At 62.5% G+C, this 14,994-nt stretch carries 6 protein-coding genes; 1 reads left to right on the top strand and 5 read right to left on the bottom strand.

Going from position 1 to position 14,994, the window contains the following annotated elements:
• Positions 1-157: 157 nt before the first annotated feature.
• From LCU97_RS04205 to LCU97_RS04225, 5 genes are all read right to left on the bottom strand, one after another.
• Complete coding sequence (locus tag LCU97_RS04205) at positions 158-1,213, bottom strand: tetratricopeptide repeat protein (RefSeq protein WP_232775644.1); 1,056 nt, start codon at positions 1,211-1,213, stop codon at positions 158-160.
• A gap of 188 nt (positions 1,214-1,401) precedes the next feature.
• The gene (locus tag LCU97_RS04210; RefSeq protein WP_232775645.1) at positions 1,402-2,826 is read right to left on the bottom strand and encodes an efflux transporter outer membrane subunit; all 1,425 of its coding nucleotides are present in this window, start codon (positions 2,824-2,826) and stop codon (positions 1,402-1,404) included.
• Entirely contained in the window at positions 2,823-6,002 is a 3,180-nt protein-coding gene (locus tag LCU97_RS04215) for an efflux RND transporter permease subunit (RefSeq protein WP_232775646.1), read from the bottom strand. The genes LCU97_RS04210 and LCU97_RS04215 overlap by 4 nt, the downstream gene beginning before the upstream one ends.
• Positions 6,003-6,017: 15 nt before the next feature.
• On the bottom strand, positions 6,018-7,271 hold the full coding sequence (mexE, locus tag LCU97_RS04220) for a multidrug efflux RND transporter periplasmic adaptor subunit MexE (RefSeq protein ID WP_053151617.1): 1,254 nt from the start codon (positions 7,269-7,271) through the stop codon (positions 6,018-6,020).
• Positions 7,272-7,445: 174 nt separating this feature from the next.
• Positions 7,446-8,210 (bottom strand): substrate-binding periplasmic protein, encoded by a 765-nt coding sequence (locus tag LCU97_RS04225; protein WP_232775647.1) that lies wholly within the window; start codon positions 8,208-8,210, stop codon positions 7,446-7,448.
• A 353-nt stretch (positions 8,211-8,563) separates the two neighbouring features.
• On the opposite strand from LCU97_RS04225, the gene LCU97_RS04230 reads away from it, so the two are divergent.
• Entirely contained in the window at positions 8,564-14,971 is a 6,408-nt protein-coding gene (locus tag LCU97_RS04230) for a non-ribosomal peptide synthetase (protein ID WP_232775648.1), read from the top strand.
• Positions 14,972-14,994 lie beyond the last annotated feature (23 nt).

Raw genomic sequence — 14,994 nt, forward strand, 5'->3', positions numbered from 1 at the left:
GAAATGAACCGCCTCATTACTTGACCGTTGGCGGCGATAGCGGTTCCGCTTCCTCTGCTTGCTTGTGTGACACTGTCGACGACTTCGAGCCTTGATTCGGTGTTTCCGGCCGTCGGACATCACGCGATCGCTCGCCAGGGAATCATGGCTTGCACCCTCACCAGGCTTGCTGCAACGCCGGGTCGTCGGGGTTCAGTTGTTCCAACTTCGCCAATAGAACCTGAACATGCTGCAACTGACCGGTTTCCTTCCAGTAATTGATCAGCAGGACCCGCGCCTTGCGGTCGGCGGGGTAGCGCTGGACGATCTCTTGCAACTGCTTTTGCGCCGCTTCCACCTCATTCTCGGCGTGAAGAGTGGTGGCGAGGTCATAACGGTAATGACGGTTTTCCGGCTCCAGTTCCACCGCTTTCGCCAAGCCGAGCACGGCGTATTCGGTCTGGCCATGCTGCAGCAACCACATGCCCAGCGCATGTTGCAGATAAGCCGATTCCGGCTGGGCTTGCAACTCTCGGGCGAGCAATTTGCGCGCGGCATCGCCCTGGCCCAGTTTGTCCAGCACTTCGACCTGCATGACCAGTGCCGGCAGGTTATCCGGCTTGAGCTTCAAGGCCTGTTCCAGGGCTTGTCGGGCCTTGTCCAGCTGGGCGTTGTGCAGGTACAGGCGGGCGAGCTGATACAGGGATTCACTGGTGAGCGGGCCGTCCTGGAGCACCTGTTTCCAAGTGTCGATGGCCAGCTGCATGGCACCGAAATACAAGCCCAGGTCATCGGGTGACAGGCCCAGCAGTGCATTCACGGCGGCAAACCGCACTTCAGGCTCGTTGTCCTCGAGCATTGGTCCCAGCAGCAGGGTGCGCTGGTTCGGCGGCACCAGCCCGACGATGCTGCCAATGGCTGCCCGGCGAACATCCGCCGATTCGCTGTGCAGGTCTGCATCCGCCAGCTTCAGGGCCTGTGGGCTCGGGTAATTGGGCAGTTCGCCGTGCAGCCACACCCGGCGCTTGGGTGAGAGATCCGGGCGTCCCAGCTGTTGATAGAGCATCCGCGCCGCCCCTGGCTGCCCGTTGCGTGCATATTCCAGGGCCTCACTGTAGCCACGCTTGATGGCTTCGGGGATCTGCGGCGTGGTACTGCGCAACCACACCGCGACAAGACCGATCACCAGCAGGGCGGACAGGCAAAGGAGCAGATAGCGGCGAGGCGAGGGCATGCAGGAAATCCATAACCAGAGTGCGTGAAAATCCTGCAAGCTTCGGTCAGGCCGGGGCGTGAGTCAAACCCTGCGGCATTTGCACTGGCCTGTGCAACAGGCAAAAAAAAGCCCCGCGTCCGAATGAGGCGCGGGGCAAGGAATTTGGTTGGTTGCGGCCAACCAAAGGAGCTCGGGTGCGGGGGCGGTCAGTTGCTGGCGACAGTCTCCGGTTGCCAGCCTCCGCCCAGGGCCTTGTAGATCGCTACGATGCCGCGATACAGGTCCACTTCGGCCTGAGCCTGGGTGTCTTCGGCGGCCAAGCGCTCACGCTGAGCGTCGAGCAGCACAAGGAAGTCCACGGTGCCTTCGCGGTAGCGGATCTCGGCCAGGTCAGCGGCGGCGCGGCTCGATTCGCTCTGGCGGATCAGCGAGATCAGGCGTTGCTGGCGCTTGCCGTAGTCGCTGAAGGCGTTTTCCGACTCTTCCAGGGCCAGCAGCACTTGCTGTTCGTAGGTCGCCAGGGCGCCTTCCGCCTCGGCGTTGGCCCCGCGCAGACGTGCCCGTACGCTGCCCAGATCGAAGGCGGCCCAGGTGATGCTCGGGCCCAGCGCCCAGGCGTTGGCCGCCGAGGAACCGATTTGCGAACCACGTCCGGCGGTAAAGCCAAGGAAACCGCTCAAGCTGACCCGCGGGAACAGGTCGGCCTTGGCGACGCCAATGCGCGCCGTGGCAGCCGCCAGCTGGCGTTCGGCACTGAGGATATCCGGACGCCGTTGCAGCAGCTCACCCGGATCGCCGATGGGCAGGGCCTTGGCGATGGCGGGCAACTCCTTGGGGCTCAGGTCGACGCTCAGCTTGTCCGGGCGCTCGCCGAGCAAGGTGGCGATACGGTTACGCTGGCGCACCTGTTCGGCTTGCAATTGCGGCACGCTGGCTTCCACCGAGGCCAGGCGTGCATCGGCGCGCACCACGTCGAGCTGATCGCCGACACCGGCATCGCGCAGGCTTTCGGTGATCTTGCGTGACGCCTGCTGGTTCTCAAGGTTTGCCAGGGCGATTTTCTCCCGCAGCTGGGCGCCGCGCAGTTGACCGTAGGCATCCACCAGTTCGGCAATCATGGTCACCTGAAGCTGATAGAGGTCGGCTTCGGCGGCCTGCTGGTCGGCATCGGTGGCCTCCAGGTTGCGCTGAATTCGTCCGAACAGGTCCAGTTCCCAGGCCATGTCCAGGCCCAGGTCATAGCGCTCGGTATTGACCCGGTCGTCGGTCTGCCCCATCGGATTCTGACCTTTGCCCAGGTTGCTGCTGGCACGGCTGGTGATGGTCGGCATGGCGTCATTGCTGGCGTCATCGCGAATCGCCCGGGCCGCCCGCAGGCGGGCGAAGGCGACGCGCAACTCGCGGTTGCCTTCCAGCGAGCGGGTGACCAATGCATTGAGCGTCGGGTCGTCGAATTGCTGCCACCAGATGCCTTCGAAACGGGCCCGGTCGAAGTTCTTCTGGCCGGCGGCGCCGTCGGTGGCGGTGGTGATATTCGCCGCCTCCGTCTGCGGTGCCTTGTAGTCCGGGCCTACGGCGCAGGCGCTCAGCGCCAGGACCAGCAAGCTCGGCATGAACACTTTCAAACTCATTGCTGTGTCTCCAGTTTCAAAGCCCGGGCCGCCTTGCGGGCCTCGCTGCGCTCGACGAAGTTGCGGATCAGTACGTAGAACACCGGGGTCAACAGCAAGCCGAAGAACGTCACCCCGAGCATCCCGGAGAACACTGCGACACCCATGGCGTGGCGCATTTCGGCACCGGCACCGCTGGAGAACACCAGGGGCACGACGCCCATGATGAACGCGAAGGACGTCATCAGGATCGGCCGCAGACGCAGGCGGCAGGCTTCCAGGACCGCAGCGAGCGGGTTCATGCCTTCCAGCTGTTTGTCCTTGGCGAACTCGACGATCAGAATCGCGTTCTTACAGGCAAGCCCCACCAATACGATCAAGCCGATCTGGGTAAAGATGTTGTTGTCGCTACCCGACAGAATCACCCCGGTAATGGCCGACAGCAGGGTCATCGGTACGATCAGAATCACCGCCAGCGGCAGGCTCCAGCTTTCGTATTGTGCCGCGAGTACCAGGAACGCCAGCAGTACGCAGAGCGGGAATACGAACAGTGCAGTGTTGCCCGAGAGAATCTGCTGGTAAGTCAGGTCGGTCCACTCGTAAGTCATGCCGTTGGGCAGTTCTTCCTTGAGCAGTTTCTCGATGGCTTTCTCGGCCTGGCCGGAGCTGTAGCCCGGCGCGGCGGCACCGTTGATCTCGGCGGTGATGAAGCCGTTGTAGTGCATCACGCGGTCCGGGCCCGAGGTGTCACTGACCTTGAGGAAGGTTGCCAGCGGGATCATTTCGCCACGGTTGTTACGCACCTTGAGCTGGCCGATCTGGTCAGATTCGAGACGGAACTGTTGTTCGGCCTGGACGTTGACCTGGTAGGTGCGGCCAAAGCGATTGAAGTCGTTGGCGTACAGCGAGCCCAGATAGACCTGCAGGGTGTCGAAGATATCGCTGACGGCCACGCCGTGGGTCTTGGCTTTTTCACGGTCGATGGCGGCATCGACCTGAGGCACGTTCACGGTGTAGCTGGTGAACAAGCCGGCCAGTTCCGGCACGCTGCGGCTCTTGGTGATGATATTCATGGTTTCTTTGTACAGCTCGTCGTAGCCCAGGTTGCCCCGGTCTTCGATTTGCAGGCGGAAGCCACCGATGGTCCCCAGGCCCTGTACCGGCGGCGGTGGGAAGATCGCCATGTAGGCTTCCTGGATTTCCGAGTACTGGCCGTTCAGGGCTCCGGCGATGGCACCGGCCGACTGGCTCGGGTCCTTGCGTTCATCGAAGGGCTTGAGGGTCACGAACACGATGCCGGCGTTCGGGCTGTTGGTGAAACCGTTGATCGACAGACCGGGGAAGGCCACGGCGCTTTCGACACCAGGTTGCTTGAGAGCCAGGTCGGACATGCGTTTGATCACGTCCTCGGTGCGGTCCAGGCTCGCGGCGTCCGGCAGTTGGGCGAAGGCCACCAGGTATTGCTTATCCTGGCCGGGCACGAAGCCGGTCGGCGTGGTCGAGAAGCCGAAGAACGTCAGCACCATCAGGCCGGCGTAGACGAACAGGGCGATGCCGCTGCTGCGGATTACGCGGGCAACCGTGCCTACATAGCCGTGGCTGGCACGCTCGAAGAAGCGGTTGAACGGACGGAACAGCCAGCCACCGAGGATCCGGTCCAGGAAGCGCGAGAAACGATCCTTGGGTGCATCGTGGCCTTTGAGCAATACAGCAGCCAGCGCAGGCGACAGCGTCAGGGAGTTGATCGCCGAGATTACGGTGGAAATCGCGATGGTCAACGCAAACTGTTTATAGAACTGTCCGGTCAGACCACTGATGAATGCCGCCGGTACGAACACGGCGCACAGCACCAGGGCGGTCGCGATGATCGGCCCGGTCACTTCCCCCATCGCCTTTTTGGTAGCTTCCACCGGGACCAGTCCCAGCTCGATGTTGCGCTCGACGTTCTCCACCACCACGATGGCGTCGTCCACCACGATACCGATCGCCAGTACCAGGCCGAATAGCGACAGGGCATTGAGCGAGAAACCAAACAGGTGCATCACGGCAAACGTACCGATCAACGACACCGGTACGGCGACCAGCGGGATGATCGAGGCGCGCCAGGTTTGCAGGAACAGGATCACCACCAGCACGACAAGGATCAGCGCTTCGAACAGGGTATGGACTACCGCTTCGATGGAGCCGCGCACGAAGATCGTCGGGTCATAGACGATGCTGTAGTCCATGCCGGCCGGGAAGCCCTTCTTCAATTCCTCCATCTTGGCGCGAACGTCGTTGGAGATCTGGATGGCGTTGGAGCCAGGGCGCTGGAAGATCGGGATCGCCACCGCCGGCTGGTTGTCCAGCAGCGAGCGCAGGGCGTATTGACTCGAGCCCAGCTCGACCCGTGCGATGTCTTTCAGGCGGGTGATCTCGCCGTTGGCACCGGAGCGGATGATGATGTTCTCGAACTCTTCTTCATTGACCAGGCGACCCTGGGTGTTGATCGAGAGCTGGAAGGCCTGGGCACTCGGCGCAGGCGGCGCGCCCAGGGCACCGGCGGCGACCTGGCGGTTCTGTTCGCGGATCGCGTTGACCACGTCGGTGGCGGTCAGGTTGCGCGAAGCGGTCTTGTTCGGATCCAGCCAGACCCGCAGGGAGTAGTCGCCCATGCCGAACAGCTGCACATCACCCACGCCACCCAGGCGCGCCAGCTCATCCTTGATGTTGAGCAGGGCGTAGTTGGACAGGTAGAGCATGTCGTAGCGTTTGTCAGGCGAGGTCAAGTGCACGACCATGGTCAGGTCGGGCGAGGCCTTGTCCACCGTAATCCCAATCCGGGTCACTTCTTCCGGCAGCTTGGGCTCGGTCCGGGTGACCCGGTTCTGCACCTGTACCTGAGCGTTGTCCAGGTCGGTGCCCAGGGCAAAGGTGATGGTCAGGGTGATCTTGCCGTCGGCGGTGGACTGCGAGGACATGTACAGCATGTTCTCGACACCGGTGATGGCCTGCTCCAGAGGCGCGGCCACGGTTTCGCCAATGACCTTGGGGTTGGCGCCGGGGAAGTTGGCACGCACGACCACGGTCGGCGGCACGACTTCCGGGTATTCGCTGATCGGCAATTGGAACAGCGAGATAGCGCCGGCGATCAGGATCAGCAGCGACAGCACCGCTGCGAAGATCGGCCGTGAAATGAAGAACTGGGAAAATTTCATCTTGGATTCAGTCCCTTAACCGCGTGGGGTCGCAGCGGCCAGTTTGCCTGCCGCTCCGTTTGTCGCCTTGGAAGGCGCGACTTGGGGCAGGTTGCTGGCTTCGAGTGCTTTGCGTTGTTGTGCCAGGGCCGCGAGGGTTTCTTCGCTGGCCATCGGCACGGTTTCAGGGGTTACCGGTGCACCTGGACGCGCCCGTTGCAGTCCCTTGACGATGATTGTGTCGTCTTTGCTCAGGCCACTACGCACGATGCGCAGGCCTTCGATCTTCGGCCCCAGCTCGACGGCGCGGTACGCGGGCTTGTTGTCGGCGTCCAGCACCAGCACGAATTTCTTGCCCAGATCGGTGCCCACGGCTTCGTCGTTGATCAACACGGCGGAGTAGGTGCCACTGCCCACCAGCTTCAGCCGGGCATACAGGCCAGGGGTGTAGGCGCCGTCCTTGTTGTCGAACACGGCGCGGCCACGGATGGTGCCGGTCTGCGGGTTGACCTGGTTATCGATGAAGTTCATCTGGCCCAGGTGCGGGTTGCCGTCCTCGTTGGACAGGCCCATGTAGACCGGCGTGGTCTGGCCGCGCTGGCCCTGGCGGGCGAGTTGGGTGTACTTGAGGAAGACACGCTCGTCGGCGTCGAAGTAGGCGTAGACCTTATCGGTGGACACCACGCTGGTGAGCGTCGTGGTATCAGCGGTCACCAGGTTGCCGGCAGTGATTTCCGCACGACTGACGCGACCGCTGATGGGCGAGGTGACCCGGGTGAAGCTCAGGTTCAGCTTGGCCAGGTCCAGTTGCGCCTGGATGGCCGCGGCGGCGGCACGGGCTTCCTGGGCGGCGGTGGTGCGCGAATCAGCCAGCTCGGCGGAAATGGCATTGCTCTGGCGCAGGCGTTCGCCGCGCTGGGCTTCGTTTTCACTACGGGCGGCGGTCGCACGGGCCTGGGCGAGCTGGGCTTCGAGACGACGCACCTCGGCCTGGAAAGGGCGAGGGTCGATCTGGAACAGCAAGTCGCCTTTCTTGACCAATGCACCTTCGGTAAAGGCTACTTCATCGATCTGCCCGGAAACCCGTGGACGAATCTCGACGGTTTCCGGTGCCTCCAGGCGCCCGGTGAACTCATCCCATTCATTGACCGGTTGTTCCAGTACCTTGGCTACACTGACCTTGGCAGCTGGCATGGAAGCTGCGCTATCGGGAGTCTTGCCACAGGCACTTATCACCAGCACCGCCAACAGTGCGAGGGGAAAGCGCAATTTTGAAAGTGAATGTTCCATGGATAGCTCCGCCAATGTATTGAGAATGGGCGGATAATGCGTGGCGGGAAGGGAAGGAACGAATCGAATGAAGCAAAGATCACTATCATTCGGAATGATATAAGCCAGTTGCCATCCCACAGGCTGTTTTCAACGCAGCATGAACGAGTATCAAGGCTGTTAAGAGCCCAGGGATTATTGGGGCAGATAGAGCGCCTGTATGCGTTCGAACGTTCCATCCTGGCGCAGGGCTTCAACGGCTTCGCGCAGCTCCTGGACCATTTTCGGTGTGCACTGCTTCGAGCAGGCCAGGTAAAGGTCGGCATTGCTGCCAACAGGGCTCATGAGCAATGGGCGTTCGGACACTTTCGGCCAGATGTATCGACTTTCCGGAACGCCGTTGAACCAGGCATCGATACGTCCCATCAACAGCATCTGGGCCGGATTGTCGCCGATGGTCAGAGGATGGATCTGCTCGTCGCTGAACCCCTCCGAGCGCAGGATTTCCTCCTGAGCACTACCCAGGCCTACGCCGATCTTGCGGTAGGTTTTCTTGGCTTGGGCGAAGCTGTCCACCTGCCGGTCAAGGCTGAAGAACGCGCGCTCCATCGGCATGATCGACGCGATCCAGGTAAAGCGGTCCTCGCGCACGGGTATGCGTGACAGAGGCGCGATCAGGTGATCGCGTTCCTCGCTGACATGCTTTTGCGCCCTTGCCCAGGGGAGCACGTGGAGTTTTACCGCATATCCGGCCTTGGCCATGGCTTGCATGGCAATGTCTCCGACGATTCCATGACCTCGGGGATCATCGATGAATGTGAGGGGGGGAGCATCCAGGATATGCAGTTCAATCGACAGTGGATCGCCGTGCGTCTGACAGGCCACCAGCATCGTTAGTGACAGGCAAAGCCGGCAGAGTGCTAGGGAGCGGACATTCAACACACGTGTGATCCGGCTCATGATTGATACTTCAGGTATTGAAAGGTGGTGCACCATTCTACGTCTGCCTCGGGTATTGAGACAGCGTCTCGCGGGATGCGGTTTGTGCGGCGCAGCACATCTGTAAACAAGCGGTGATCGGATCGACACGCCATCGCAAATCAGGTTGGCGCTTTGACGCCGCCGTGGCGGAAATCAGGGACATACCCTGGAGGATGGCGTTTTTCCTACAAGACTTTCAGTTATTGGGTCAGGAATTTTGAGAGATGCCTGATACTCTTGACGCCAAGTAGGGCCCCACGGGATGGGGTTGTCCGGAACCACGGCACCCGAGTGGGGGGTGCAAATCCGCGCAATCATATGAGAAGGATCTTATGAACCCTGTACCCGCTGTTGCGGTGGATGGCCTTGCCATGCCATCCGAAAGCTTCCCCCTGACCGCCCCCCAGCGAGACATCTGGCTCGATCAGCGACGGCTGGGTGACTCGCCGTTGTACAACATCGGCGGTTATGTCGAACTGACCGGCCCGTTGCATGCGCAAGTGATGCAAGGTGCGCTCGAATGTCTGGTGGCCAGGCATGACGCGCTGCGCACGGTGTTGCTGCCGGGCAACGAGGGTCTGCCACGGCAGCGTTTTGCAGCGTCGTTGCCGGTATCGATGCCGTTCTATGATTTCGCGACCCATCCTGATCCTGAATCCATGGCGCAGACGCTGATCCAGGAGCAGATGCAGCAGATGTATGGGCTGGAAGGCGAGCCGCTGTTCCGTTTCAGCCTGATCCGCCTCGATGCGACCCGTCACTGGCTCGCTACCCAGGCCCATCACCTGATCCTGGATGGCTGGGGGTTTGGCCAGATGCTCAAGTCCCTGGGCGACATCTACAGTGCGTTGTTATTGGCCGGGCAACCGCCGCTGTCGGCGCCGGGTTATGTCGAATTCATCCGCGAGGAAGCCGATTACCGGCAATCGGCGCGGGCGCAACGGGACAGGGCTTACTGGCTGGACAAGTATTGCGTCCTGCCGGAACCATTATTGATACCGCGCTACCGACAGCGCCTTGCGGGGGACGCCGCACCGGGCCGTACCCATGTGCATGCCTTTCCCGCTTTGCTGCATGAACGCATGAAGCAGGCGTTCCGGCACCTCGGCGCTTCGGCATTCCATGTGTTGCTGGCAGCGCTGTACGTTTATTTCAGTCGCACCGGACAACGTGACGAATGGGTGGTCGGGTTGCCGCTGCTCAACCGGTCCGGGGCCAGGTTCAAGGAAACCCTGGGGTTGTTTACTCAGGTCAGTGCCGTGCGTCTCTCCCTGGGGCGCGAACGCCCGTTCGGCGAGCTGGTTGGTGAAGTATGCAGGCAATTGAAACAGGACTTCCGCCACCAGCGCTTTTCCCTCAGCGATATGAATCGGGCACTGGGCCTGCTGCGTGAGGACCGCGCCCAGCTGTTCGACGTGTCGGTGTCCTACGAACAGGATGATCATGACTACCGTTACGGTGAAGCGTTGGCCCACACGATCAAGGTTTCCAATCGACATGAGGCCATGCCGCTGGCCATCCATCTGCGCAGCAATCGCTATAACGACAAGGTCTGGTTGCACCTGGTCTACAACGAGGCGTATTTCGAGGCGGTGGAAATAGCGGCATTGGCCGAGCGTTTGCTTTGGGTGCTGGAGCAGGGGCTGGAGAACGCCGACCTGCCGGTGGCCGATTTTGCCTTGAGCACGCCTGCGGAAGATTCACTGTTGCGGCAATGGCGTGGTCCCCAGGGTGAGTCCTCCGGAGGACGGACGATTCACCAACGTTTCGAGGCGGTAGCGGCGCAACGGCCGGACGCCGTGGCGGCGGTCGCGCCTGGATGCAGCCTGACCTATGGCGACTTGAACGGGCGCGCCAATGCCCTGGCCCATCATCTGATCGGGCTCGGTGTGCGACCGGACGAGCGGGTAGCGATTGTGGCGCGGCGGGGCCTGGACACTCTGGTCGGGCTGGTGGCGATCCTCAAGGCCGGTGCCGGATACGTGCCGATCGATCCGGAATATCCCGCCGAACGCTTGAGCTACCTGCTCGGCGACAGTGTGCCGGTAGCGGTGCTGACCCAACGCGATGTGCGTGAGCGACTGCCGGCCCTGGACGTGCCAGTGCTCGATCTCGACCGTCGCACCTGGCCATCGGGGCTTGCCTCCAATACCCGGCCAGCGGGCTTGACCGACGAACACCTGGCCTACGTCATCTATACCTCGGGTTCCACCGGTCTGCCGAAAGGGGTCATGGTCGAGCACCGCGCACTGTCCCATCTGGTGGACTGGCATTGTGACGCGTTCGGCCTGGGCAGCGGCAGCCATACGTCAAGCCTGGCAGGATTCGGTTTCGACGCCATGGCCTGGGAGATCTGGCCCGCGCTGTGTGCAGGGGCAACCCTGCATTTGCCAGCCGCAAGCCAGGGCGGGGAAGACATTGATGCCTTGCTCGACTGGTGGTGCCAACAGCCGCTGGACATCAGCTTCTTACCGACGCCGGTGGCCGAGTACGCCTTCAGCCGTCACTTGCAACATCCGACCTTGCGCACGTTGCTCATTGGTGGCGATCGTTTGCGATCTCTTCCTCACCCGCAGACATTCGAGGTCGTGAACAACTATGGTCCGACCGAGGCCACGGTCGTTGCCACGTCGGGGAAAATCGATGTCGCAGGGCTGCCGCATATCGGCAAGCCTGTGACCCATGCGACGGTGCATCTGCTTGACGACCGACAGCGCCCGGTGCCGATGGGGGTGGCGGGCGAGTTGTATGTCGGTGGCGCCGGGGTTGCCCGAGGCTATCTGAACCGTGCGCAATTGACCGAAGAGCGTTTTCTCAAGGACCCCTTCAGCCATGATCCGCAAGCGCGGATGTACCGCACCGGAGACCTTGCGCGGTGGGGCTTCGATGGTCATCTGGAGTACCTGGGCCGCAACGACGACCAGGTGAAAGTCCGTGGCGTACGCATCGAGTTGGGGGAAGTCGAGGCTGCGCTGGGCCGTCATGTCGCGGTGCGGGAGGCCGTGGCCCTGGTGCGCAACGAGCAACTATTGACGTGGTTCACTGAGCGAGAGCCGCTGGACATTGCGGCCTTGCATGATCACATGAAGTCCTGCCTGCCAGCCGCGTTGCTTCCGACGGCCTACGTGCGGCTGGCGGCGATGCCTTTGACACCCAACGGCAAACTCGATCGCCAGGCGTTGCCGGCACCGGGCCCGGAGGCACTGGTTCGCCGGGAGTACGAAGCGCCCCAGGGCGAAACCGAAAACCTGTTGGCGCGGCTCTGGGCTGAAGTACTGCAGATTGAACGAGTCGGGCGTCATGACCATTTCTTTGAGCTGGGCGGTCATTCACTGCTGGCGGTAGGCCTGGCCGAGCGGATGCGCCAGCATGGCTTGGCTGCCGATGTACAGGTGTTGTTCGGCCAGCCGACCCTCGCGGCCCTGGCGGCTGCGACCGGCAACGGGCGAGAGATCGTCGTGCCGGCCAACAGGATTGCAGCGGATTGCATCCATATCACACCGCAAATGTTGCCGCTGGTGCAATTGGATCAGGACACCCTCGACCGTGTCGTCGCCACCGTGCCGGGTGGGGCGGGCAATGTGCAGGACATCTATCCCCTGGCGCCGTTGCAGGAGGGCATTCTCTATCACCACGTCACCGCAGAGCTGGGCGATCCGTACCTCCTGCAATCGCGTCTGGCATTCGACAGTGTCGAGCGCCTCGAAGCCTTCGCCGATGCACTGCGCCAGGTCATGGTCCGGCACGATATCCTGCGCAGCGCCGTGCTCTGGGAAGGATTGACCACGCCGGTGCAGGTGGTCTGGCGTGAGGCCCGATTGCCGGTGCAGCAAGTGCAGTTGGATCCGGCCCAAGGGGCCATTCTCGATCAGTTGCATGAACGCTTCGATGCCCGTCACTACCGCCTGGACATCAGCCAGGCGCCGCTGATCCGGCTGGTGTACGCCCATGATCCGGTAAATCGGCGGGTGGTTGCGGTGCTGTTGTTCCATCACCTGGCGCTGGATCACGTGGCACTGGAGATCATGCGCCAGGAGATGCAGGCCAGCCTGCTGGGGCGGACCGAGCCGCTTGCGGCGGCGGTGCCGTATCGTAACTATGTGGCCCAGACGCGCCTGGGCGTCAGCGAACACACGCATGAACAGTTCTTTCGCGAAATGCTTGGCGATATCGACGAACCGACCCTGCCGTTCGGTTTGAGCGATGTGCGCGATGAGGGCCGGGGCATCGACGAAGCGGTGCAATCGTTGGATGGCGGGTTGGCGCTACGCTTGCGCAACCATGCCCGGACGCTGGGCGTCAGCGCCGCCAGCCTGTTCCATCTGGCGTGGGCTCAGGTGCTGGCGGCGACCTCCGGACAGGACCGGGTCGTGTTCGGCACGGTGTTGATGGGGCGCATGCAGGGCGGCGAGGGCGCGGACCGGGCGCTGGGGGTGTTCATCAATACCCTGCCATTGCGGGTGGATGTGAGCGAGGGCGTGCGCGCCGGCGTGCAGGCCACCCATGCCCGGTTGAGTGCGCTGTTGACCCATGAACATGCCTCGCTGGCGCTGGCTCAGCGTTGCAGTGGCGTTGCGGCGCCATCGCCGTTGTTCAGCGCCTTGTTCAATTATCGTCATAACACCGACGAAGTACCGGACGAGGAGGCGCGACAGGCCTGGCAAGGTATCGAGACCCTGGTCAGCGAGGAGCGTACCAACTATCCGCTCAGCCTGATCGCCGAGGATTCAGGCACGGACTTCAGACTCATCGCCAAGACCCGGATGGGCCTCGGCGCCGGGCGAATCTGCGGTTATATGCAAACGGTATTACAGGCCCTGGTTGATGCGTTGGAGCAGGCGCCGCAAGCGCCGGTGAACAGTCTGTCGATCTTGCCGGATGCCGAACGCCAGCGCTTATTGGTCGAGTTCAACGACACTCAGGTCGATTGCCCGATCGAGCAGACTATCCATGGGTTGTTTGAAGACTGGGTTACTCGCAAGCCGGACGCGATTGCGGTGCAGGCCGGCTCACGGCGGCTGACCTACCGCGAACTCGACGAGCAGGCCAATCGATTGGCCGGGCACCTGTGCGAGCGGGGCGTGCGGCCTGAATCGCGGGTAGCGATCTGCGTCGAGCGCGGCCCGGAGTTGGTGATCGGTCTGCTCGGCATTCTCAAGGCCGGCGGCGCCTATGTACCGCTGGACCCCGATTACCCGTTGGAGCGCCTGAACCATATGGTGCGCGACAGCGCTCCGGTAGCGGTCCTGGTGCACGAGGCAACCCGGCGTCTGCTCGGCGAATCCGATTTGCCGCTGATCGATTTCGACCGTTGCGCCTGGCAGGAACACCCGGCCGACAAACCGTTCGTGCCGGGCCTGAGCGGTTCGAGTCTGGCTTACATGATCTACACCTCCGGGTCCACTGGCGTCCCCAAAGGCGTGATGCTCGAACACCGTGGCGCCTGCAACATGGTGCATTGGGGGTCGCAGATCAGCCCGCCTACCGAACACGGCGCCTTGTTGCAGAAGGCTCCGTTCAGCTTCGACAGCTCGGTCTGGGAAATCTTCTGGCCGCTGTGCTCCGGCATGCGCCTGGTGCTGGCGCGTCCCGATGGCAATCGCGATTCGGCCTATGTGGTCCAAATGATCCGTGAGCAGGCCATCACCGTGGTCAAGTTCGTGCCGGCGCTGTTGCAACAGTTCATCGAACAGGATGACGTCAGCCAATGCACCAGTCTCACCGACATCCTCAACGGTGGCGGTGAGCTCACCGTCGCTGTTGCCCGCCGCGTGCGTGAGCGGCTGCCGTGGGTTCGTTTGCACAACGTCTATGGCCCGACCGAAACCACGGTGGACAGTACCGGGTGGACCCTGGAACCGCACATGCCGGTACCGGAGGCTGTGGTGCCGATTGGCAAGGCCCTGTGCAATACCCGACTCTATGTACTCGACGCCCACGACCGTCCGGTACCGTTCGGTGTCGGCGGCCAGTTGCACATCGGTGGGGTCGGCGTGGCGCGCGGTTACCTGGGGCTGGCGCAGATGCAGGCCGAGCGCTTTATCGACAGTCCGTTCGTGGCCGGCGACCGCTTGTACCGCACGGGCGATCTGGTGCGTTATCTTCCCGACGGCAACTTGCAATACCTGGGACGCAACGACTTCCAGGTCAAGCTGCGCGGCGTACGCCTGGAACCGGGGGAAATCGAGGCACGGCTGATCGAGCACCCGGCCTTGCGCGAAGCCGTGGTGCTGCTGCGCGACGAGCGTCTGGTGGCTTATTACACCGTGCGCGAAGGCGGCGAAGCACCGTCCATCGAGGCCTTGCGGGCTCATCTGCTGGAGCGTTTGCCGGAGCACATGGTTCCAGGCGCCTATGTGCTGCTTGACGCGTTGCCCCTGACCCCCAACGACAAAGTGGACCGCCAGGCCCTGCCGGCACCGGCTGCCGACGCGCTGCTCAGCCGTCGTTATGAGGTGCCCGAGGGGGAGGTCGAGGCAACGTTGGCGCGGATTTGGGCCGAGCTGCTCGAGGTCGAGCGAGTCGGCCGGCACGACGACTTCTTTGAACTCGGCGGGCATTCGCTATTGGCGGTTGGCCTGGTGGCGCGCATGCGCCAGGTCGGCTTGCACGTGGATGCGCGCACGCTCTTCAGCCAATCGACGCTCGCGGCGTTGGCAACCCATACCACCACACACGTGCAACAGCCGGACATACCGGCTACCACCATCCCTTACCTCAATCGCAAGCGTCGACTCTGAACCTGTGGCGAGGGGACAAGCCA

Origin of the sequence: Pseudomonas uvaldensis (assembly GCF_021271205.1) — a bacterium.
GTDB lineage: Bacteria > Pseudomonadota > Gammaproteobacteria > Pseudomonadales > Pseudomonadaceae > Aquipseudomonas > Aquipseudomonas uvaldensis.